The organism is Vibrio sp. R10-SG3-ISO10, from assembly GCF_059834185.1.
In genome coordinates this window covers 271559-294257 of the sequence record NZ_JCBDHG010000002.1, presented here as the reverse complement: position 1 = coordinate 294257, position 22699 = coordinate 271559, and the positions used below count along the sequence as shown (strand labels likewise).

At 44.4% G+C, this 22699-nt stretch carries 24 protein-coding genes and 1 pseudogene; 20 read left to right on the top strand and 5 right to left on the bottom strand.

From position 1 onward, the window contains the following. The first annotated feature begins 44 nt into the window (after positions 1–44). The 11 genes from AC6R16_RS02075 to AC6R16_RS02025 all read left to right on the top strand — a co-directional run bounded on the left by AC6R16_RS02075 (position 45) and on the right by AC6R16_RS02025 (position 6840). Complete coding sequence (locus AC6R16_RS02075; protein ID WP_500673590.1) at positions 45–494, top strand: head completion/stabilization protein; 450 nt, start codon at positions 45–47, stop codon at positions 492–494. Further along, positions 494–958: a phage tail protein gene (locus tag AC6R16_RS02070; RefSeq protein ID WP_500673410.1), complete on the top strand. Its 465-nt coding sequence runs from the start codon at positions 494–496 to the stop codon at positions 956–958. The genes AC6R16_RS02075 and AC6R16_RS02070 overlap by 1 nt, the downstream gene beginning before the upstream one ends. Next, positions 955–1464, top strand: coding sequence for a phage virion morphogenesis protein (locus AC6R16_RS02065; RefSeq protein WP_500673409.1), 510 nt, complete (start codon positions 955–957; stop codon positions 1462–1464). The genes AC6R16_RS02070 and AC6R16_RS02065 overlap by 4 nt, the downstream gene beginning before the upstream one ends. Next, positions 1464–1646, top strand: coding sequence for a DUF2635 domain-containing protein (locus AC6R16_RS02060; protein ID WP_152472119.1), 183 nt, complete (start codon positions 1464–1466; stop codon positions 1644–1646). Before AC6R16_RS02065 ends, AC6R16_RS02060 begins: the two co-directional genes overlap by 1 nt. After that, entirely contained in the window at positions 1643–2776 is a 1134-nt protein-coding gene (locus tag AC6R16_RS02055; protein ID WP_500673408.1) for a phage tail sheath subtilisin-like domain-containing protein, read from the top strand. Before AC6R16_RS02060 ends, AC6R16_RS02055 begins: the two co-directional genes overlap by 4 nt. 3 nt (positions 2777–2779) lie before the next feature. Then, positions 2780–3145: a phage tail tube protein gene (locus AC6R16_RS02050; RefSeq protein WP_019274354.1), complete on the top strand. Its 366-nt coding sequence runs from the start codon at positions 2780–2782 to the stop codon at positions 3143–3145. Positions 3146–3155: 10 nt separating this feature from the next. Continuing rightward, positions 3156–3836 (top strand): phage terminase small subunit, encoded by a 681-nt coding sequence (gpM, locus tag AC6R16_RS02045; RefSeq protein ID WP_500673407.1) that lies wholly within the window; start codon positions 3156–3158, stop codon positions 3834–3836. Then, positions 3820–4107 (top strand): phage tail assembly protein, encoded by a 288-nt coding sequence (locus tag AC6R16_RS02040; protein WP_500673406.1) that lies wholly within the window; start codon positions 3820–3822, stop codon positions 4105–4107. The genes gpM and AC6R16_RS02040 overlap by 17 nt, the downstream gene beginning before the upstream one ends. Next, complete coding sequence (locus AC6R16_RS02035; protein WP_080927273.1) at positions 4107–4250, top strand: GpE family phage tail protein; 144 nt, start codon at positions 4107–4109, stop codon at positions 4248–4250. Before AC6R16_RS02040 ends, AC6R16_RS02035 begins: the two co-directional genes overlap by 1 nt. 36 nt (positions 4251–4286) lie before the next feature. Then, positions 4287–6176 carry a hypothetical protein gene (locus tag AC6R16_RS02030; RefSeq protein WP_500673405.1) on the top strand — a complete coding sequence of 630 codons (1890 nt, stop codon included), beginning with the start codon at positions 4287–4289 and terminating at the stop codon, positions 6174–6176. Between the two features lie 115 nt (positions 6177–6291). Beyond that, positions 6292–6840 (top strand): hypothetical protein, encoded by a 549-nt coding sequence (locus AC6R16_RS02025; RefSeq protein ID WP_500673404.1) that lies wholly within the window; start codon positions 6292–6294, stop codon positions 6838–6840. 170 nt (positions 6841–7010) lie between these two features. Here the strand turns inward: AC6R16_RS02025 and AC6R16_RS02020 are convergent, their stop codons facing one another. Then, positions 7011–8207, bottom strand: coding sequence for a hypothetical protein (locus AC6R16_RS02020; protein ID WP_500673403.1), 1197 nt, complete (start codon positions 8205–8207; stop codon positions 7011–7013). 430 nt (positions 8208–8637) lie between these two features. Between AC6R16_RS02020 and AC6R16_RS02015 the strand changes: the two genes are divergently transcribed. Next, on the top strand, positions 8638–9312 hold the full coding sequence (locus tag AC6R16_RS02015) for a Rha family transcriptional regulator (protein ID WP_272252428.1): 675 nt from the start codon (positions 8638–8640) through the stop codon (positions 9310–9312). Between the two features lie 63 nt (positions 9313–9375). On the opposite strand, the gene AC6R16_RS02010 is transcribed toward AC6R16_RS02015, so the two are convergent. Further along, positions 9376–10017: a hypothetical protein gene (locus AC6R16_RS02010; RefSeq protein WP_500673402.1), complete on the bottom strand. Its 642-nt coding sequence runs from the start codon at positions 10015–10017 to the stop codon at positions 9376–9378. A 306-nt stretch (positions 10018–10323) separates the two neighbouring features. Between AC6R16_RS02010 and AC6R16_RS02005 the strand changes: the two are divergent. Then, a pseudogene (locus AC6R16_RS02005) lies at positions 10324–10578 on the top strand (IMP dehydrogenase); the annotation flags it as partial. A 110-nt stretch (positions 10579–10688) separates the two neighbouring features. Here the strand turns inward: AC6R16_RS02005 and AC6R16_RS02000 are convergent. Next, positions 10689–11825: an SEL1-like repeat protein gene (locus AC6R16_RS02000; protein WP_500673401.1), complete on the bottom strand. Its 1137-nt coding sequence runs from the start codon at positions 11823–11825 to the stop codon at positions 10689–10691. 44 nt (positions 11826–11869) lie between these two features. Then, the gene (locus tag AC6R16_RS01995; protein WP_500673400.1) at positions 11870–12391 is read right to left on the bottom strand and encodes a hypothetical protein; all 522 of its coding nucleotides are present in this window, start codon (positions 12389–12391) and stop codon (positions 11870–11872) included. Positions 12392–13016: 625 nt separating this feature from the next. Here AC6R16_RS01995 and fusA point away from each other — a divergent pair. Both fusA and AC6R16_RS01985 read left to right on the top strand, forming a co-directional pair. Next, positions 13017–15029: an elongation factor G gene (fusA, locus tag AC6R16_RS01990; protein WP_500673399.1), complete on the top strand. Its 2013-nt coding sequence runs from the start codon at positions 13017–13019 to the stop codon at positions 15027–15029. Positions 15030–15361: 332 nt separating this feature from the next. Next, positions 15362–15991, top strand: a complete 630-nt coding sequence (locus tag AC6R16_RS01985) for an endonuclease/exonuclease/phosphatase family protein (protein WP_500673398.1) — start codon at positions 15362–15364, stop codon at positions 15989–15991. Between the two features lie 28 nt (positions 15992–16019). Here the strand turns inward: AC6R16_RS01985 and AC6R16_RS01980 are convergent, their stop codons facing one another. Then, the gene (locus AC6R16_RS01980) at positions 16020–16736 is read right to left on the bottom strand and encodes a 4'-phosphopantetheinyl transferase family protein (RefSeq protein ID WP_500673397.1); all 717 of its coding nucleotides are present in this window, start codon (positions 16734–16736) and stop codon (positions 16020–16022) included. 175 nt (positions 16737–16911) lie between these two features. Here AC6R16_RS01980 and AC6R16_RS01975 point away from each other — a divergent pair, with 175 nt between their 5' ends. The 5 genes from AC6R16_RS01975 to AC6R16_RS01955 all read left to right on the top strand — a co-directional run bounded on the left by AC6R16_RS01975 (position 16912) and on the right by AC6R16_RS01955 (position 22517). Beyond that, positions 16912–17676, top strand: a complete 765-nt coding sequence (locus AC6R16_RS01975; RefSeq protein WP_500673396.1) for an ABC transporter ATP-binding protein — start codon at positions 16912–16914, stop codon at positions 17674–17676. Beyond that, entirely contained in the window at positions 17670–18551 is an 882-nt protein-coding gene (locus tag AC6R16_RS01970; RefSeq protein ID WP_500673395.1) for an iron-siderophore ABC transporter substrate-binding protein, read from the top strand. The genes AC6R16_RS01975 and AC6R16_RS01970 overlap by 7 nt, the downstream gene beginning before the upstream one ends. Further along, positions 18548–20524 carry a Fe(3+)-hydroxamate ABC transporter permease FhuB gene (gene fhuB, locus AC6R16_RS01965; RefSeq protein WP_500673394.1) on the top strand — a complete coding sequence of 659 codons (1977 nt, stop codon included), beginning with the start codon at positions 18548–18550 and terminating at the stop codon, positions 20522–20524. Before AC6R16_RS01970 ends, fhuB begins: the two co-directional genes overlap by 4 nt. 88 nt (positions 20525–20612) lie before the next feature. After that, positions 20613–22268, top strand: a complete 1656-nt coding sequence (locus AC6R16_RS01960) for a multidrug ABC transporter permease/ATP-binding protein (protein WP_500673393.1) — start codon at positions 20613–20615, stop codon at positions 22266–22268. 45 nt (positions 22269–22313) lie between these two features. Further along, positions 22314–22517, top strand: coding sequence for an MbtH family protein (locus AC6R16_RS01955; protein WP_500673392.1), 204 nt, complete (start codon positions 22314–22316; stop codon positions 22515–22517). Positions 22518–22699: the final 182 nt, after the last annotated feature.

The window sequence follows — 22699 nt, the reverse complement described above, 5'->3', positions numbered from 1 at the left end:
AGAGTTCAGTGTTTGTCTGCCCGCATTTCTTTAGAGGAACCATGATGGAATTTGTCGGCGATAAAAGCGAAACCTACGACTCAGAGTTACCAGCCACGGCAAAGTATCCAGCGATGAAGCTAGCAGAGTTTCAGGCTCTGTTTCATTTCATGAGCAATGAAACAGAGGCAGGCATTCTGCATCAAGCGAGCGTGTCGCGTATCAAAGTACACAAAGAGTTGGAGTGCGCCATGGCACTTTACGATGACCTAAACGCACTTTCAAAGGATAAGTTTGAAGATGAAGAAGCAGGCGCAACGCTCTACAAGCAGGCGGTATTTGCTTTAACAGCCAGTGAGTTGATCGGTATTCAGTTAAGTGGGGATGCAACAGCGGAAGCAGCGCAGCGACAAGAAGCGTTAACAGACAAAAAGCAGCATTGCGAAGTCCAGTATCGTCAGGCTATAGACTTGCTTGTTCATGGTCACGAAACCTACTGCTTTGAGGTGGTGTGATGCAAGCGCTACAAAGCCTGACTGAGCTGTTTAAAAGCCACATTACTGATTCGAAGAGCTTAGATATATGGGTGGAAGATGGTGCTCTGTTTTGTGGTCAAGGACCATTGGTCGACGGCTATGAGCTGGAATACACCGCCATTGTTTTTGTTCAGAACGCGAGAGTAAAACCGCACATTCTGTTTATGCATTTGGTGAACTGGCTCAACAATCATGATCCGGAACGAACAGAGAAAGGCTTACCAGCACCGACGTTTGCGACTCAGGTGCTGGATGGTGGCAAATGTGACATCAAGATAAAAATCGACCTGAGAGAAAGCTACTCACTGGCAGAGAGCGAACAAGGAAACTGGAAGCAGCAAGGGACTCGATATGAGTGTGTCAGCGAGTTTGAAGCGACCGCGCAGGCGGATGAACTGAATGAGCTGGTTTACTTCGTTGGCCATACCGAGGACTTGCCATGAAAACGCTGGAAAGCCCAGAACAGTTAACCCAGTTGGTAGATGTTTTAGTTATGAAAGCGTCTGAAAAGCATGACTTAAACCGCCGAATGGCAAACCGAGCACGGCAGTTCTTCAGGCAGCAAATCAGAGCGCAGCGAGACATTAATAACACCCCATATCAGAACCGAAGGCCAAAGACTCAGCTTGATGATGGAGTCAACAACAAAGACATGCTGCTGGGTTTTGCTCAGGCACTACGAACACGAACCAGTGACAAAGGATTTGAGGTTGGACTAAAGGGCACTGCGGGTGTCATTGGCCGCGAGCACAATGACGGTGCTCAGCTTTCTTTTACCACAAGGGTAAACGGCTTCTTCGATTCGAAGGTGGGACAGTGGCAGGGCGGAATACTCACTAAACGAAGTTATCACATGCCCAAACGTACGTTTATCGGCTGGACGCCACAGCTCGAAAAAGAGTTATTGGCGATGGCTGCAGAACACTTTGCACTAGAGGATGCAACCTAATGCGAACATTTAAGGTTAAGCCGAGCAGCAAAGGCTTACTGGTTCGAGACCCTGAAACCAGACAACCGCTGAAAGCTGCGGGAGAAGTGAAACCGCGCAATACCTACTGGCTACGCCGAATCAAAGATAAATCCGTTGTTGAGGTTAAGGCGAAACAACAAAAACAGGAGACTGAAGAATGAGTATCAGCTTCTCAGAAGTGCCGAGCAATGCTCGTGTCCCAGGCATGTATGTCGAGATTGATAACAGCCTGGCTAACAGTGCTGAAGACCAGCAACTTTGCCTAGTGATCGGCAATGCTGCCGATGGTGCCGCGGTAGGGGCGAACACAGTAAAGCTTTGCATGGATGATGCAAAAGCCGCTGAGCATTTTGGCAATTCAGATATCGTTAAGATGGTGAAGTTCTTCCGCAAGCAGGATGAAACTATGCCCGTGTATGCGGTGAGTGTGGCGAGCAATGACACCATGTCTGCGCTGGCAGCATTGGGCGATAAGCAGTATCACCATATCATTTGTTCATTAAATGACGAGACCACTATTCGTGACTTGGGCGAGTTCTTGGAAAAGCGCTACGACGCGCTCAATCAAATCCCTGGTTTGGCGTATCTACCAAAGAAAGGTACACAGTCGGAGCTGGTGACCTTTGGTTCGAAAAGCAATTGTCCCCTGATCAGCTTTATGTCGATTGATAGCTTGGGGGATTCATCGAATCAGGTGTTGTCGGATGCAGAAGCCGTTGCCGCTTGGGCAGGGCAAATTGCCCCTTCATTGGCCAATGACCCATGCCGACCACTACAAACGCTTAAGCTGAGTGGCGTGTACTCAACGGCGGAAACAGAATTCGACTGGGCAGAGCGTAATTTACTGCTTCATGAAGGAATGGGGACTTACACGGTCACGCCAAGCAAAGAAGTGCAGATTGAGCGCCCCGTTACCGCGTATACCGAGAATGCGTCAGGTATCGCCGACAACAGTTACCTCGACATCATGACACCGGCAACCGCAATGTATTTCCGCCAGAAGCAGCGTTCACGCATCCTGAGCAAATACGCGCGCCACAAAGTCGCAAAGGACGGCACCAAGTTCGCTCCCGGTCAGGTCATTGTTACGCCAAGCATGTTCAAAAGTGAATTGCTAGCTTTGTATCGGGAGCTGGAATATCAGGGCATCGTGCAAGATTTCGATGGCTACAAAAAGTCTTTGATTGTCGAGCTCGACCAAACCAACAAACAACGCATCAACTATCAGGATTCACCACAGTTCGTGAATGGACTGATCATCGTTGCAGGTAAGATTCAATTCAGGAAGTAAGCCATGGGAACAACAATTACCAGCCGCGCGGTACTTAATGCCGGTTCATTGGGGCGCTTACCAATCAAAGAAGGCGCGGAAATCAACTTTGGTAACCTCAAGCGTGAACCAGTTATGGGTGACGATGGTGTGCTTGGCCACAGCGAGTCTTATGAAGAGGCGCCATCCATTAAGTGCGTCATCGCCCACGCCAGCAATACCGATGAAGATGCCATTAAAAAGTTCGTCGATGAAAACATCACGCTCGAGACGAACAGTGGCAAAACCTACACCTTAACCGATGCGTGGGTGGGCGACCCGCTCACGTTGGCCGTGAAGGAAGGTCAGCTGGAAGTCATGTTCTATGGTTACGAGCTGATCCCACAATAAGGAGCGAGCCATGTATTCAATACTAATGAAGCGTCAGGCGCTCACCAACAAGCCTAAAGTCGTGAAGGTAGAACAACCGAATCGACCATCGGCGTTGAGTAAGCCCTGGGAAGAAATCCAATTGATGCTCAAACAAGATTTATCTTACGTTCGAACCTTAGCAGGCTCAAAGGAGAAAGACCCATTCAAAGAGTCTTTGATCGAGAAGTACCGCTCAACCGTCGAAACCCTGCTTGAAACGCATCAAGGCAATTACGCCAATCTTGATGTGCTGTGGTGGTTCTTCATGTGGCATGTCGATTTGGGACTGCTGGAAACCATTCACGATGATTTTCGCAATGCCATTGGTGCTGGGCTGGAAACACCACACAACTGGAAAATGAACGGCCAGACAGCCTATTGCGGCTATGTGTTCAATTACTCGCTGGAAGCCCACAAAGCCAACAAAGAGTATGAACGTAGTTACTTGCTCAATGCTGTGCAAGATTTGCAATCTGGTGAGCTCGCAACCAATGCACCACTGAAAGTGAAAATGTATCGCTTGGTTGGTGACTGGCATTACGAAGAAGGCGAACGTGAACTGGCGTACCAACTCTATGAACAGGTGATGAAGCTGGACCCGGACAAAGGCGGCTGCAAAACCAAACTCAAAGAACTGAAGGAAGAACTGGGCTATGGCGACACCGATTAAACACAGTAGTGAAGTGAAAAAGGTCAAGTTGGCAGTACCGCATGAGAAAGATGGCGAGATGATTGAAGAACTTGAAATCACCAAACCGCACTCGGGCAACTTGCGGGGCTTAAACCTCATCAAAGTGTGTGAGATGGATTTCGAAACAGGGCAGATTTTGGTGCCAAGAATCACCTGCTTGAATGAGCGAGATATGCTCAACTTAGCGCCAGAGAACTGGGCGCCGATACTGACTGAAATCGCTTCTTTTTTCGTCAACACGAAACAGTAATCGAATACGTTGAAGACTACTACGCAGACATAGCAGTAGTACTGGGCTGGCAGCCAAGCGAATTGGATAGGCTTAGCTACGAAGACTTATTGCTGTTTCGGGAAAAAGCCAGAGTTAGACACGAACGGAAAGAGAGCGAATAAGCTCTCTTTTTTGCATCACCATTAAGGGATATCACCATGAAAATGAATCTGTCAGTTGTGATGGGGATGAAAGACAAGATATCCGCACCGCTCAAGGGCATCTCCAGCGAATCAGATCACTACGCAAAGGTCATCAAGAAGGTGCAAAAGGCGCAGGCAGATGACACAGCTGCGCTAGGTATGATCGCATCATTCAAAAGCTCGCAGAAAGCGATAAGTAAGAACGCCCTCGCGATTGCAGCCACTAATGAAAAGCTCACCGAACTCAAAGCTAAAGCGGCATCGACGACGCGCCCAAGTGCTGCACTGACAGAGAAGATCAGCAAACAGCAGGATAAGTTAGATAAGCTCAACGCAGAGCAAACGAGCTACAAGAACAACCTGGTTCGGCTAGGTAAACAGCTTAGCCAGACAGGCGTGAAAATGTATGACTTGGAAGGCGAAAGCGATCGGTTAAATCGAAGTTACAAGAAGCACGGCCAAGAGATTGCGCGCCTTAGCAAGAAGTACTCGATCTTACAGGGTGCAATGAAGCCCATTCAAAAGCTCAATGGTGCAATACGTTTACCAAATGTTGCCTCTGCCACGGTAGGGAAGGGGGCCGCTTTATTGGGTGGTGTCAGCTTGGCTGGATTGGTCTCAGAGGTAAACAGTACTGCAGACGAGATGGACAAACTGGCGAAAGTCGCCGGTAACCTGAACCTGCCAATTGAAGAGCTGCAAGCCATGCAATCCCAAGCCAATCATGCAGGCGTTGAAAGCGATGCGTTGTCTGGCTCTATGCTCAGGTTTACTAAACGCTTAGGCGTATTGCAGGAGACAGGAACAGGCGCACTAGGTTCATTTCTTAAGAAAAGCGGTAACTCACTCTATAAAGACTTACAGGGAGCAGAAGATACCCAGCAAGCCTACGAAATGCTGCTTGATGCGTTCTCAGAGCAAGAGTCACCTCAAGAGCAGATGGCATTTGCCGATGCTGCGTTCGGGCAGGATGGACGCAAAATGTTAATCATGCTTCGCGAAGGTACACAGGGGCTAACTGCTGCACGTAAAGAACTTAATGCTCTTGGTGGAGGAGCAAGCGCTGAAGACGCTGCAAAGGCAGAAGCATACAACGACGCACTACAGAAAATTCAGGAAAGTGTTCGTTCAATGAAGTTTGCTGCACTTGCACCAGTGATGGAGAAAGTCACCAAAGTCTTTACTCGCTTCTCAGACAAGTTTAAGAACGCGCAGTGGCGCACCGAGTTTATTGAAAAGCTTATTCAAATCGTCGATGGCCTGTATCGAGGCTTTGCGCTACTCGGTAAAGGGCTTATCTGGGTAACTCAAAATTTCAAAGGCATTGTGGCGGCACTCGCCATTTTTAAAGTTGCGATGATTGGCCTTAACGCCGTCATCATGGCTAATCCGATCGGGATGATTGTGGCAGCGGTAGGTGCAGCGATTATCGCCATAACTTACTTAGTCGATAAGTTTGTTGGCTTAGATAAGGTCATTAAGTGGGTAGGGGAAAAGGTAGGCTGGTTATGGGATAAGTTCAAAGCCCTTATCAACAAACTCCCAGATTCACTAATTCCAGAAGGTTGGAAGATAGAAACCGAACAGGCAGGTAAACAAGTCGACAGCCTCGCCAGCAAGCTCGATGGCATTAAAAACAAAAACGCCAAACTCGGTATTACCACTGAAGAAACAACAAACCGCCGTGAAACAACCAGCTCACAATACCATGCGTATCAGTCAGGAAATCTGACTACGCCAAAGCAATATCAAGCCTACCAACCACTAACAAGCCAGACATTGAAAAGTAAATCCGAAGTCGAACTCCGGATTAAGTCAGATAAGCCCGTCGCGGTAGACAAAGCCAAGAGTGAAAAGGGCACCGAGCTAAATTTGGATGTGGGTAGTTTGGGGTACAGCTATTAGAAATGACTACGATATAGATGAGTGCCTTACTTATCATTATTTTCAATACCTTAGAGATATGTATATGCCATTTTGATAGTATTAAATGATAAAAACTCCACTTAGGATTAGACAGTTGTTGCTTTCGATTATTGTAAACCTTGCAATCGCAGCTTTTGGGTGTTTCCTGCTCTCAGACCTCAATTTTGAGATCACTCATAACTATGCATACTCTGCGTTCATCATGGTGATGTCGGCACTGTTAGTCTATGGCGCTGTGTTTTTCTTATCTCTAGAATCAAAATGTCAAACTACAAGTGATATAGATATACCGGAGTTTAAGTTTTATGGTCCTAAAAAGAAGAGGTGGAGCGAGAAGCTTTCTAGCAGCAATGGCATATTTTTAGTTTGGATGTTGACAGTTGGATTGTTAACTGTATCTGACCGTTATTTCGACCGAAATGAAAGGATAGTCTCGAATCTAGAGGTTGTAGCATCGGGTACTATGCTTATCGGTAGAAGCAAAGGTGCTTATGTTGTTGTGAGAGACAAAGGTAGAGCGGTAACATGCCGTGGTTACTTTGATTATCTACTTGAACGAAACGAGAGATTAACTGTTGATCTTATTTACTCGGATACCTTGATTGGATTTGAGCAAATCGACTGCGAAATTAAGCTGAGTTAGCTATATAGCAACCGTGCACTGAAACTTAGTCTAATAGAACGAAAATAATCCGAAGTAGAACTCCGGATTAATTCAGATAAGCCTGTCACGGTCGACAAAGCTGAGAGTGAAAGGAGCACTGAGCTGAATTTGGGTGTTGGTGTATTGGGTAATGTTTATTGAACTATATGTTACTTCTTCTTAGCTAAATGAATCACAGCATCAAGGCTTTTTTCAAATGATTTTAATAAGTCAGGCACGCTGGAATCATCTACTTTTGCTTCTTTCGTTGAAAAGAAGTTACTAGTCAGCTCGTGCTTGATCTTTACTTTATCTTCATCGGTGAAACCATCAAGATAAGAATTAATAGTTGCCATTTGAACACCTAGTTCTCTATATCGGCGCTCATCGCTCCTATGCCTAGACGATTCTTTTAGAAGGTATATGCTAGGTAAGGTCATCAAGAACACTACCAACCAACGCATGATTGCTATACCAAAATCAAACTTTTCTGACGAAATGTCTTGAAGAATTGAATGGAAATCGTATGCAGCAAATATAGAAAGAACAGCGAGCCATAAAGAGCCAACGCATCTTAAGATATCAGCGATACTTTTTTCCTTATCTGCTTGAGTGGTATATCCAACAGAATGGGTTTTCGCTCCTGCAACAACTAGTAGGTCATTAAGCTCGGCATGGGATTTTTCAAACATCTTTTCGTGCTGACTAATGTTTTTTTTAGTAGATGTTAGCTGTTTATTGAACTCTTCATCAAATTGCTGTTTGATTCTATTGGCATTGTCTTCTAGTTTTGCATTAGCTTTTTCTACCGAAGCTGAAACTTGTTTTGTGACCGTGTCCAGTATTCTACTGACCTCGGTGTCATCATTTAATAGTGATGAGGCTGTGTCTTTTCTAGACAACTCTGATATATCACCAAAAAAGTTTATTCTACGTATTATTTCTGAAGTCAGACTGTTTTCGAGATTTATTGCCAACTTTTGCGTTTTTGACTTAACGATTAGATCTCGCAGCATCAAAGTGACAATATCTAACCCTTCGTGTGCCTCGGCTCTAGCATTACCATCTTCAGGTACGGCGTCGCGAAAAAAGTTAAACAAGAATGAGAGATTGTGTGCAAGTCTTTTTACGCTGCTGGCCGAGTAAGGTACAAATGTGGCGCTTTCTTCTTCAAAATCATGTTCATGAGGCATGAAAGAACTTATTAAACTTTCGACTGTTTCTTCAATATCAGGAGTCATTAACCCTGACAATTCTAACACTTCTTTTATTCGGTTGAGGCGATTACGGTAGTAGAGAACAGATTTACCATCAATCCTTAGAGTGGAGCTAACTTCGCTTGAAGGGCTGATGGTTTTGGTCGTCATGAATAACTCCTTATAAATACATAAATACTTGATGTTGCTTTAGCAATGTTTTAGGTGTCTAAGTTCGATTGTTTGGATGAATGTATTTTACACTATATGCAACAGAATTAAACGTTTGACACCGATCTTCCACATCGTTAATCTGTAACGGCACTGGCAAAATCCAGTGTCGGGATTGGACCCCCGTTTTTGTTTCTTCCGGCACATAGATGCCAGCTTTTGCTGGTTTTTTTATATGTGCGGCTTTAGCACACCTGTATATGGTGAATTTGTCTAATTTGCAGACAATGAACTGATTTATGGTGGGCTGGGCAGGGCAGCTTCGTGCTGGCCGTTTCGGAAGAGCGGTAGGTCCAACCTTGTTCAGTTCACCACCCATTGATTGGACCCTCTGGTTGGTGATAGACATTACTATCTTCCGGAGGCCATTATGCCTAATACAACTTCCCTTACCCTGACTGTATCTGATCTTGTCTTTAATCAAGGCGAGAAAGTCCGTACTACTTCTCTTAAAGTGGCAGAAGCGTTTAATAAGCGGCACGACGATGTTTTGCGTAAGCTAAGAAGCCTTGAGTGTTCACAAGAATTTATTGACCGCAATTTTACGGGCAATGAATATCAAGACAGGAGAGGACGCTCTTTGCCTCTTTATGAAATGACTAAAGATGGTTTTATGTTCTTGGTCATGGGCTTTACAGGTAGGAAAGCAGCGCAGATAAAAGAAGCCTATATCAACGCATTCAACCAGATGGCCAATCAACTCCGCAGCGCCATGCCCACACTTCCTCCCGCTCAATACCAACTCCCCGAAACCTGTTTACCTAACTTCTACGACTCCGGTTGGTTACCCGCACTCTACAAACGTTGCCCAGCAGAAAGCCACTGGACATATCACATCAAGTTTCAGATAAGACCAAAAGGCGGGAAGTTCTGCGCGAAGTTTGAATTAGGAATAGGGGGCAAAGGTGAAGACAAACCGTGGTTTGAATCCAGTGGCTCCGAATTCATCGACAGCGGTTTCTACCTAGAGTATCGAGACCTAAATGAGCTATGGGAGAACGTTCGTAAAGTGCTGGCCAAGTATCAGGCTAACAGCCCGTTCTAAAGAAAAACGCCGAGCTTAGGCTCGGCGATGTTTAGGGTTACGAAACTTTTGGGCGAGTGTAGCCTAAGGTTTGAAGCTACCAGTTAACTTATCATAAGAAGATGTTACTAATTTGGATGGTTCTAAATCTTTTGGCTCGCAATAGTTTGAATTTGTTCGCCTGTTCCAGATTGATGCTTTCCCCTTTTGACGATCGTACAATGATACCTTCTGGGCAGTGGCATCGTCGTACACGAATACGTTGCAGCTATAGACACCAATTTGATGGACTACAGAGTAACTAGAGCTTCGTGTTATTGGGAAGGTGACTAGATTTTCACATGATAAACCTGCGGATCGCCATTTGATTTTGATTGTCGCTAATTCACTCTTTGGGAGCGGTAGCCGATTGTATGCCGTTTCTCGTATGTCTCTAAAATTAACCTTCTTTTGGTCTTTGCAGCTATCGTGGTCAGTAAATACTGAAACGGAGTACTCTTTTTCAGTAAAACGGAGCTTCTGAGCTGAGGTATATTTATTGCCGTTAGGGTCATATTGAAAGCCTTTTAGACCCACTGACTGATAGAATGACACGCTTGCGTAGTCGTGGTTAGGAGGAGTGTACTCTGCTGGTTTTTCAAATTTTGGATAGCTTGAGCAACCCACTAAAGAAAAAGATAGAGCAACAAGGAGTTGGCTCTTTATCTTAATACGCTTTGGCAACATGATAGTCCTTTTATCTATTTTTTCTTACTTCTAGGAGTATGGTGCCGGAGCTTACATAAGCACAGAACAAGAAGGGGCTCATTCTATATTATTGATATGGTGAATGTTAAGTTGTTTCTTATTGTTTTTGGTGGCGTTGTAAGTGTGGTTCAACCTCCAGTAGTCTCTTTACAAAGTGGCGACAAAAGTGGCGACACTCATTGAAAAACTACGTCAAATAGGGGGTCGAATCGCCATTTTTAACTGTTTTTATATACATGTTAATTTAATTATATGATTGAAATATAACGCCTTTGTTGTTTGCTTTTGAAGTTCTACGGCATGTCTTCTCAGTCTGCAATGGACAAGCACTCAGGTGGTGTGGCTAAGTACCGCGCAGCTGAAGGAAAAACCGTACTATTGCCATACCGCGGCTCAGTACACGGTACTATCTCAGACATCCTTGGTGGTGTTCGTTCAACGTGTACCTACGTAGGCGCAGCAAAGCTTAAAGAGCTAACTAAGCGTACAACATTTATCCGCGTACAAGAGCAAGAGAACAACGTTTTCGGTAAAGAGTAATTTGATAACTCTTCGGAAAATACGAACTATTAAGAGCCGCTTTTAGCGGCTCTTTTTTTCCTAGATATACAGTTTGGTTTTGTTGCTCGCTCAAATCAAAGGGTAGTCACTCAATCTAAAAGAATGGGAATTGGGCAGTTGCTATAGTTTGGTTTGATATTTAAGCAAAGGGCATATTTTTGCTCAGCTTCGTTAATTTCAGATTCAGTCAATTCTCTTTTTAGGGTTGTCAGAATTGTTTTGGCTCCTTGATTTTTTTGAGCTGCGATCTTGGACCATATGTACGAACTCTGATAGTCCTGTTTGATTATCAGACCTCCGAGAAACATCTTCGCGAGATCTTCCTGTGCATCGACTTGACCGTTCATAGCAGACTGAGTGCACCAGTCGACGGCCTTGTTGTAATCACTTTCGATCTGTTCACCATGGAAATACATATGACATAGTTGTAACTGCGCATTTGGATCCCCTTTTTGGGCCAACGCTGAATACTCTTCGAAAGAGAATTCATCGAAGGCAAGCAAATTCTGTCTGCCATTGTAATTGTTTCTATCTGCTGCTTTTTTAAACCATTGCCAAGCAAGTACCTTGTTTGGTTGTACACCTATGCCGTCTCTGTAAATAATTCCCAACATATTAGCTGCGTTTCCATCGCCATTATTCGCAGCGGTGAGAAACCAATGTATGGCCTTAGAAGAATCTTTTTCTACGCCGTAACCATTCTTGTAGGCTATTCCCATGTTTCTTTGTGCTGGGGCATAATCTTGCTCGGCAGATTTCATAAACCAATAAATGGATTTGTTATAGTCTCGAGTCGTTCCTGTACCGTATTGATATGCGAAAGCAAGGCTATTTTGGGAAGGAGCGTAACCTTGTTCAGCGGCCAAGCGATACCAGCGTGTGGAAGCCGCTAAGTTGTTAAAACCGGCAATGCCATCTTGGTACAACCAGGCAATACTATCTTGAGCAAATTTATTTCCTTGCATTGCTGCTTTGCGATACCAATGTTCAGCTTTGCGATAATCTTTTTCAACGCCTTCACCATATTCGTACAACTGTCCTAAATGAAATTGAGCAGTGTCATACCCACTTCGGGCCTCATTTTCTATTTCTTGTAAAGAGAGAGAAGAAAATTCGGTTTCAAGGAAAGCCTGCCGGTCTCGCTCCCATCTCGTGAACGTACCTTCTTGAGTAGCACAAGCTGACAGTAGGATAGCTATGTACATTAAGATTAACGCGTTCTTCATAGATAAAACCCTTTAAATTTATAATTTTGATTCGCAACGTACCACTATTCATTGCTATCAGTTGAAGCGGAAGGCTTAGCTTTATCACAACTAAGGTGAGTTCCAGGCAACGTCAGTGTCATTGAACTGCTACTATGTGGTTCGACAGTTATATTAATCATTTCTTCTAGAGTGCTTTCATTCTCTAGCAACCGCGTAAGTTTCTTTCTGAAGGTTTCTTTATTTGTCTCAACCGCAAATTTGTGGTGGAACTCTGTTAAATCAGTGATGAAAGGATCTCGCATCCAAACACCTTCGCTTTTAGCTGTTACCGTTAGTGGGGAGTCTAAGTTTTCACTTGGCATAGTCAATTTAGCTGTTACGTGAAGTACTCCATTTTCCTTATAGTTTCGATATATCTGTATATCACTAAAAAGAGCAAATTCGTCTTTGTACTTAGGGGCACAGACCCATTCGCCAATGAAGTAATTTCTATCAAGATCCATGGTTTTGTTATTTTCTTCATAATGCGTAGTACTACATCCATTGAGCAACATAAGTAGAAGTATGGAAAAGACTTTTTTCATAGCTTAATTAGACCGTAATTGTATTCATGTTATTCACACTGCAATCGAGGCAGAATTCTTCTCTGTTATGAAATCAACTCTTACGCAATAACGCTCGCGACAAATATTTAGCTCCGGATAATTGTCTTTCTATCACCCACTAAAATTCAATGATTTAACCAAATGGAGCTTCCAAATAGTTACAGAGAAAGTAAACTTTAACTTATTGATAAGTTTTATCGAAATGGATACTGGTATTATTTAGGTTGTTGATTCTGATGTTAGTCACAGTTATGCCTAAACGCGCCATAAATTGTACTATCGCGTAGCAAGTAAAGTGCGGGCATGAATGAAAAGCTCGTCTTGGTTGATTACGTTTTATTTCAACCAATAAAGTGCATTAAAGTGACTTCATTATAACCAATTCACTCTCAATTGATGCAGCTCAAATCTCAACCTCTTTGGCTATGAAATAAGTCACATTAAAATGGGGTTATTTGATGCATGCTAAACTCATCTTCAATAAAAGCTGAAGTTGGTCTTTATGCATAGAGTGATCCGCAAAATGACATGGAAGACGAGTAGGCGGTAAGCCCGCCGCTCTAGTGCTCACTACGTTCCGAAACTCATTTTGCAAGGAGGCTCTATGCCTATCAATAAGATTCGAAATATCGCATTTGTTGGTCAAACGGGTACTGGCAAAACCACTTTAATCGAAAAGCTTCTCCATACCTGTCAAGCAACAAGAACCCTAGGAAAGGTTGAAAAAGGCGATACCATTACAGACTTTGATGCCCAGTCGATTCAGTATCAACATAGTATCGAAGCTACCCCTGTGACTATGCGCTATGACAAGCATCGACTAAACATCATAGACACTCCGGGGCAAAATGAACTGCTTGGTCGGGCGTTAAGTGTCTTTCCCGCGGTAGAAACCTCAGCGCTTATCATCGACCCTCAACAGCCTATTACTCAAACCTCTCAACGTTTATTTGCCTTTGCCCAAGAGCAGAAAAAATGCCAAATGATCATCATCAATAAGCTTGATGTTACGGCGAGTCAGCTCTCTCAGCTACTGGATGAAATCAGCGATAAATTTGGGGACTACTGCTTGCCGATTAACTTGCCTACGGCTGATGGAAAAGCGGTGGTTGATTGTTTCTTTGAGCCAAACATGAATGTAGAAACGCTGATCAACGATGTCGAAGCGGCTCACGAAACACTTATCGATCAAGTGATTGAGGTTGATGAAGAGTTAATGGAGCTCTATTTAGAGCAAGGTTCGGAGCTAACGCCGCAACAACTGCATGACCCGTTTGAAGAGGCGTTAAGAACCGGGCATATCATCCCAATTTGTTTTGTCTCAGCAGAGACAGGTGCAGGAGTGGATCTACTACTTAGAACTCTGTCTGAAATTATGCCGATGCCAAATGAAGGCAATCCCCCTTTGCTAGAGAAAAACGGCAACAAAGTCAAAGTGAACTGCGAAACATTAGAGCACACCGTTGCGCACGTTTATAAGGTCAGCGTTGATCCTTATATGGGCAAACTTGCCTACGTTCGCGTCTTCCAAGGTGAGATCAATGCGGGCAGTCAGCTTTATGTTGGAGAGCGTAATAAAGCCTTTAAAGTTGGCCACTTATACCAGCTGCAAGGTAAAGAACGTACTGAGATCCACCAAGCATTAGCAGGCGACTTTTGCGTATTGGCAAAAGTGGATGAACTAGAGTTTGACTCTATTTTGCATGACTCTCATGACGAAGATGATGTTGAGCTAAAAACACTTAACTTCCCACAGCCGATGTATTCACTGTGTTTGAAACCGATCAAACGTGGAGACGAACAAAAGCTTAGTGATGTGCTGAATAAAATCGCAAGTGAAGATCCTTCATTGAGGATTGAACATAGAGCGCGTACCAATGAGACCATCATCAGCGGGCAAGGGGAGTTCCACCTTAAGGTGGCGTTAGAGAAGATGCAATCGGTCTACAAGCTTGAAGTAGAAACCGGTCAGCCTAGCGTTGAGTACTACGAAACCATTACTAAACCTGCCGAAGCTCAGTATCGTCACAAAAAGCAAAGCGGCGGTGCAGGGCAGTTTGGTGAAGTACAGCTAAAAGTTGCGCCACTTGAGCGAGGCTCAGGCTTTAAGTTCATTAACAAAGTGGTTGGTGGTGCGATTCCTACCGCGCTTGTTCCAGCCGTTGAAAAGGGAATTAAGCAAGCGTTAGAAGAAGGTGCGATTTCAGGGAATCCGATCAAAGATATTGAGGTGACGGTGTTTGACGGCAAGTACCATTCTGTTGATTCGAAAGAAATCGCCTTTGTGATTGCAGGTAAAAAAGCCTTCTTAAAAGCAGTCCAAGAAGCGGGGCCGATAGTATTAGAGCCGATTGTGCAGATGGAACTGGCGATACCAACCCAATATGTCGGTGATGTTTCGGGAGATTTGTCGGGTAATCGCGGCTTAATTGAGGGTACAGAGCAGATTGACGCGAACTATACCTTGCTGCAAGCCAAGTCACCCATTAATGAACTGCAAGATTATGCAAGGCGATTACGCTCAATAACGGGAGGTGAAGGCAGCTTTAACATGAGCTTAAGTCATTATGAGCCAGCACCACCAAGTGTACAAAAACAAGTATGTTCAGAAACTTAGCAGGTAGGCTATGGTTTCTTGGAGAAAGATAAAAAGCCGCATCTGCGGCTTTTTGTTGCTTGGTCCTAATCAAACAATTGGTTTTAATGCGACTGTAGCGAGCCCGCTATTTAATCTACCACCAACTAATAGGTGCCCAACAAGGTATTTCTTAGTGAACTACTTCTAACGACGGCGTATCAAGTCTCGATCAGCCTAGTATCCGAAGCTCGTAAGCTGCTCACATCCGGCAACTTTAGTACACATTATGTGTTATGTTGAATAAGATATTGGTTAAGCGTACTCTCTCATTGAGCAATGAGTGTGGTCAGATGGATATAGTTGGAGGATAAATGCCTATCTCAGTAATCTCTTGGAATATGCAGGGTGGTGTAGCGAGCAATGCAGACAAAGACCTGACGTTAAAGACGATGTGCGCACATTATGATGTCGTTATGGTACAAGAGTGTGGGACAATCGCTACGCTAAACCAATTTGCAGGAAAGAGTGTTATTGGGTCACTCCAAGCGGGAGCATTGAATAATAGATGTTCTGTGGCAATTATTACAAATAAGCAATCTAAATACGATATAGCGTACCTTTCCACCTCGGGCCGCCCGATTATAAGTGTATTGGTTGGCGATGTTTGGTTATCGACGATACACGCAACATCGGGAGGTGTTGGAGGTACGGATCTTACAGCAAGTTTGGTGTACGCTACAAAAACCTTGGTTGGGACAGATGGTAAGTATTTGTTGGGAGGAGATTTCAACATCCTTTTCAATGGGGAAGAAAACAACATAAATGTTGGAACAAGTTATCGTCCGGATATCTATAGTCTTCATACGTTTAAAAGGAGAACGCACAATAGCGGCGCAAGCCTTGATGCGTTCGCATCTAGATCTATAGAAATAAAAAGTGGGCCGAGCGTGGTCGTTGAAAAACTATCGGACCACTACCCAATAACAACGAGCATTGCATAGGGATTCGTTCGTTGAGGTGTAGTCCCTGTCACGCCTCGGCAACGCACAAGACGTAGTTTTCACACAGTTTGTAATGGCATAGGAGTAAAGGGAAGACTTTCCTTCTTAGTAAGCGAGGTGATGGAGAAAACACTAAATGATCAGTGCTTACATCCACTAGCTCAACGACATCAAAATCAAGGACTTCTTTTACCTGTGGGTAGATGGCTTTATAAAGCGCTTCTTTGGCAGAAAATAGCAGAGTCACTTTCTGCTGATAAGAAAGATGAGTATCTTGCAGCCTTTCTATTTCTACATCTTTGCAAACAAGAGTCGCGACGTCTTCTGTTTCTTCACGTGAAAACCAGTGCTGGATGTCGATACCTAAGTAAGTATCAGGAATCGCTTCACTTGGAATTGTTGCAGCGATAGCAAGGTTTTGACTGTGAGAGATTGATCCTTTTAGTGCCTCTGGGAAAAGCGGAGAGCGATCTGGGTTGATTTCAACGCCTTGATATTGACCAATTGCACTCATTGAATAGTGAGCTGCAACACGACCTGCTATGAATTCTGCTTGGCGTTTATGATGGGCTTGCCTTATCTGTAACGGTAGCCACTGTGAAATATTCGAATCTAACAAAAATTGCGAGGTGTCGAATTTAACGACGCAGACATCGATGCTTCGGTTCGCTAGGGTAAAAGAATAGTTTGGACATAGGGACAACCATGTTTTCGATAAAATAACTGATGCCAATCGTTTGTCCATTGCTCTTTACCAACTCACTCTTTTTACAACCGCGGATTACCCTAACAATATTACCAATAAATGCAAATGAAAATGGTTTGCATTTATGTATTTACTGTTATATAAATTCCACCTTGTTAATCAGTCGTGTTCTATTGATTAACCCTATGTAAAAAGAGAGTTTAAGGGAAATGATATGCTCGAAGCTAGAAAGCTAGCATTTAGCGTTGGTGACAGAGCGCTGCTGTCAGATTTTGATATGAATTTTGAACCAGGCAAAATTTACGCACTTGTCGGTCATAATGGCTCAGGTAAATCGACGTTACTTAAACTCCTTGCCCAACAACAGAAGTCAACCGATGGCGATGTCGTGTTGCAGGGCAAATCCGTCTCTCAGTGGTCTGATAAAAAATTCGCTCAGCAAATTGCTTATCTTCCTCAACATCTTCCACCAACAGATAGTTTATCGGGCAAAGATCTAGTCAGTTTTGGTCGCTACCCATGGCACGGCTTACTTGGGCGTTTAACGAGCCAAGACAAGCAGTTCATTGAACAAGCCATGAAAATGACCGATACCACTAAGTATGCAGATCGCCTTGTGGATACGTTGTCGGGCGGTGAACGGCAGCGAGTTTGGTTAGCCATGCTATTGGCACAAAGGACACAATATTTACTCCTTGATGAACCTTTGTCAGCACTAGATATCGCTCATCAAGTGGAAATGCTCGAACTGATCAAAAAGCTCGCGACTGAGCTTGAATTAGGTGTGTTAATCGTAATTCACGATATTAATATGGCTGCGCGCTTTTGCGATCATATTGTCGCGCTGCATAGTGGTAAGATGATTGCGCAAGGTTCGGTATCGGAAGTTTTCACCGAACCTCAATTGCACGATATCTACGGAATTAAAATGCAGATAACGGATCATGCGGCAGGATATCCGGTGGCAATGCCATGCTAGGTTTTAAAGCAGTTACTACTCTTTGCCTGTTAGCGTCTATAATGGTGACGCCCGCATTGGCGAAAGATAAGCATTCAGATACCCCGTTGCGAGTTATGTCCATTGACTGGTCTCAAACCGAAACCATGCTTGCGCTAGGCATTACGCCAGTCGCGTCTGCGCAGCAATCTGATTACAACGATTGGGTCAGAAGCCCCAAGATTCCGGATGAAACGGTCGATGTAGGACTAAGAACTCAGCCTAATCTAGAAAGGCTTTCAGAATTAGAGCTAGACACTATTTTTCTTTCTCCGCGCTTCTCCTCGCTCGAAAATCAGCTTTCTCGTATTGCACCGGTAAAAATTCTCGGCTTGTACAAGGTGGGAGAGGTGAACTGGGAGGCTGTAACGGATTTTACACGTCGAATGGCAAAAGAAGTTCATGTGGAAAGCCAAGCCGAAGATCTAATCGCAGACAGCGAAAAAGAGTTAAAATCGCTTAAGAGCAAACTGCCACCCAAGCTTGCTCCGGTGTTACTTGTTCAGTTTATGGATACCAAGCATGTGCGCGTGTTTGGGGAAAATAGCATTTATAAAGTGGCGTTGAATCAACTCGGGATTCAAAACGCTTGGAACAAAGAAACCAATGCGTGGGGCTTCAATTTAACAGGTATCGACAAGTTACAGGGTATTGAAGGGCAGATTGTAGTGATTGAGCCGCTGCCTGCGGGAGTTAAAGAACATCTAGCACAAGATCAATACTGGCAATATTTAGTTAAGCAAACAGGTCACCCTTCATTATTGGTTGAGCCGACTTGGAGCTTTGGCGGTCTGCCTTCCGCGTTGCGTTTTGCCAATCTGATCACGGCTGCATTGACTGAAGAGGTAACACAATGAGAATTCTATCTCTAAGTCTTGTTGCGATACTTGCGGCATTTACGCTGGCAATTGTTGGATTCCAGTTAAACACATCAGGTGATTTTTCTTCGGGTATTAACAGTTTGTTTCAAGCGGATTGGATGTCTCCGGAATCCGTTAAGCTTCATCTCACTTGGTGGCCTAGATTCTTTACGACATTAATTGCTGGTGCTGCATTAGCCGCTGCTGGGGTTTTGATGCAACAAGTTCTGCGTAACCCACTGGCTTCTCCTTCAACTTTAGGAGTGGCGAGTGGTGCAAGTTTTGCGCTGATGCTGGCAACCTTATACGCTCCATGGTTGCTGACTTTTTCTAAGTCTCTTATCGCGCTGGTTGGTGGTGTCGGTACCATGGCCTTGGTGTTTGCACTATCCTGGCGTCGTGCTTTATCACCCACCGTCGTCGTTGTCTCTGGTCTAGTGATCAACCTCTATTTTGGAGCGGTCAGTACGGTTCTACTGATGATGAACCAAGACAAGTTAGCGGGTTTAATGATTTGGGGTGCGGGCTCTCTTGTTCAGACAGGATGGGCAGATATTACTTATCTTGCACCAAGGTTAGCGCTTGCAATAGGTATCTCTTTCTTATTCGTTAAACCATTAACCTTATTGGAGTTATCGGAAGAAGGCGCTAAGAGTCTAGGCGTTTCATTGGCTAAATTGCGGGTAATCTGTCTTGGCTTAGCTGTGCTACTCACTTCTTGGGTGGTCGCAAAGGTTGGTGTAATCGGTTTTGTTGGATTGGCGGCACCGGCTATTACTCGTGCAACTGGTGTCCATAGGTTAGTACCTAAACTTATTGTTTCTATGCTGTTAGGTGGTTTATTACTGACACTCACTGACTTACTTATTCAGCAGCTTCCTGGCATTGCCGCCATGATCATTCCTACTGGTGCAGCCACTGCGGCACTAGGTGCACCTTTATTACTTTGGCTGCTGCCTAGGTTATCAATGCGCAGTCAAACACAGACGCAAACAGTGATGACGCGCCATAGTGAACAAGTGAAATCGCTCAATCGAAATGCGATCGCCTTAGTTGCTATCTTACTACCCATTGTTTTGTTTGTTTTTAGTACCACGTCGATTCAGAGCTCAGGCTGGCAATGGTTAGTCTCCTCTGGCGAGTGGAACCTATTAGAATGGCGATGGCCGAGATTAGTCGCTGCAGCGTTGGCTGGGGTGATGCTTGCTTGCGCGGGTACCGTTATCCAAAGGCTAAGCGGCAACCCAATGGCGAGTCCTGAAGTGATAGGGATCAGTTCTGGTACGGCTTTGGGGCTAATTATCGCAATGTTCTCCGGTATTGGCGTGAGCTTAATCGGTTTGTACTTAGGTGGTCTGTTAGGCGCTTTGGCCTCTCTGTCTGTGATTGTTTTGCTCAACCGCAAGTCGGGCTATCAGCCTGAGCGTGTTTTGCTGACAGGTGTTGCTATTACAGCACTGATGAATGCAGTACAAAGTTTTGTTCTGGCAGGAGGAGATCCTCGAAGCTATCAAGTATTAGCGTGGCTTTCTGGTTCTACCTATTACGTTACCGAAGCAACACTTATTCCTTTGGCTGTCGCTGCTATCGTTCTAGTAGGGCTGAGTTTTGTGACCGCTCGATGGCTAGATATTCTGCCACTAGGAGAGGCAAGTTCGCGTGCTCTGGGTGTTAAGGTCAGTCAGGCGAGAGGCTTATTGTTGTTGCTCGTTGCTTTGCTGACAGTGAGCGCGACATTAGTTGTTGGCCCCCTTAGTTTTATTGGATTGATGGCTCCCCATTTAGCACGCTTGTTTGGGTTTAGTCGCGCTCGTGAACATCTTATCTGTTCCTCACTTGTCGGCATGGGTCTAATGCTATTGGCGGATTGGCTAGGTCGTCAGATGCTGTATCCACAAGAAATTCCTGCAGGTCTAGTAGCATCTTTGATTGGTGGTATGTACCTAATGTGGGGACTTCGTAGACTCTGAAATCGATTTGGGGGAAATGATGCTCATATTTCCCTCATTCTTTGCTCTTTAATGATAATCAAAATAATAATTAATATATGGAACTAGGATGAAGTTACTTTTCCAGTTGGCTCATAAACAATACAAAGCCTTAGCGCTTGTCATTTTACTTAGTGTCACCAGTGCATTTCTTAGCATCGGTGTCATCGCATTCATACAGTATGAACTTCTCAGTCAAACAACGAGCGTACATAGTGCTATCTGGCAGTTTGCCGGATTATTAGTGCTGCTGCTCGTCACTGCAACGGTTGCACAGGTTTCACTTCACAAGTTAGGCCATCAATTTGTCTTTGCCAAGCGGTGCCAATTGGTGAAACAACTGATCAACACTGATATCGAACAAATTGAGGATGTCGGTAGCGCAGGTGTATTAGCTTCGTTAAATACAGACATTCGCAATATCACCATCGCCTTTGTCACTCTGCCCGAAATGATTTACGGATTGGTATTGACTGTCGTTGCCTTATCTTATTTGGCTTTCTTGTCATTGCCACTATTTGGCGTCAGTTTGTTGATGCTCGGTTCGACGGGCGTTATCGGCTACGGACTCGTTACACGTATCACTTTCCATGTTCGACAGGTTCGTGAACTCGAAGATAGGCTATACCACGACTATCAGGCATTGATCGATGGACGCAAAGAGCTATCGCTTAACCCTAATCGAGCTCGTCGTTACTTCGAAGATGAATTCAGCCCCAATGCTGCGGGCTACCGTGATGAGGTGACAAAAGCGGACATCTACAATGGTTTTGCTGCTAACATGGCTAACACGATTGTACTGGCACTGATTGGCCTCAACTTTTATCTAGCGCTGGGTTTAGGTTGGGCTGGTTTTGACGTTGCTTCTACCTTTGCATTAGTTATTTTGTTTATGCGTATGCCGCTTATGGCGGCGGTCGGTGCGCTACCGGGTCTGATTAGCGCCAATATTTCTATGCGTAAGCTTGAATCGCTCGATTTAAGTGACAATGAAAGCCTTGTTAAAGCGAACAAGGCTCCTGATCCCTTTAGCTATATTGACCTTCAACAGGTTACTTATGAGTATCGCGCTGACGGAGATGATCAGCCATTTAAAGTTGGCCCGATTAATTTCAAAGCTAACCAAGGTGAGATGATCTTTATCATTGGTGGTAATGGCAGCGGTAAATCTACGTTTGCTCGCTTGCTAACAGGTCTCTATCGCCCGCACTCTGGTAACGTCCTCCTCAATGGAAAGCAGATGGTAGAACACAATTGGTCTGACTACCGTCAGCAATTCTCTACCGTGTTCAGTGATTTCTACTTGTTCCACCAGATCACTAATGGACAAGGCCAAAATGTTCCAGAGGCCGATATCAAAGAGTGGATGGACCGTCTGGAAATGAGCCACAAAGTGACTCAAGAGAATGGTCGCTTGTCGGATGTTCGTTATTCACAGGGGCAGCGTAAGCGTCTTGCGTTATTGATGGCCGTTGCTGAACAGCGAGGCTGCATGCTTCTCGACGAATGGGCGGCAGATCAAGACCCTCGTTTTAGAAAAGTATTTTACCAACAGTTATTGCCGCTACTAAAAGAACGTGGTGTGACTGTGATTGCGATTACCCACGATGACCGCTATTTCGATGCGGCCGATCGCATCTTCAAAATGGATAGTGGACAGCTGACGGAACTTGATACTGCGGATAAATCACAAGCTCAACAAGCAGTAGAAAGTGTCGTCGCTTAGACAAATATCAAAACAATAAAAAACAACGAATCAGTTGAGGAAATTATGAGTATTGACAGCCCAAACACAGAATTCACCGTCGTTATTAACTCGCAAGAGCAGTACAGCATTTGGCCTACTTATCATCCAATTCCAAATGGATGGAAAAACGTTGGTGTTACTGGCAACAAAGAAACTTGCCTTGCCCACATTAATGAAGTGTGGACTGACATGCGTCCGAAAAGCCTGCGAGAAGCGTTAGCTGAGTGACCATTCTCGTCTTATAGCCTATACCAACCAAAATAAATGTTCGGTCAGTTTTGCTCGTTAAAATCGCTGAGAGGATCGCTATAGATTCTTTCAGTAGCTCAATAAGCTAGCTGTAATCAAGGCTTGATCTTAGCGATATTGCTTTGCGAAATGATCGGAAGGTTTATTTGTCCGGATTGGTA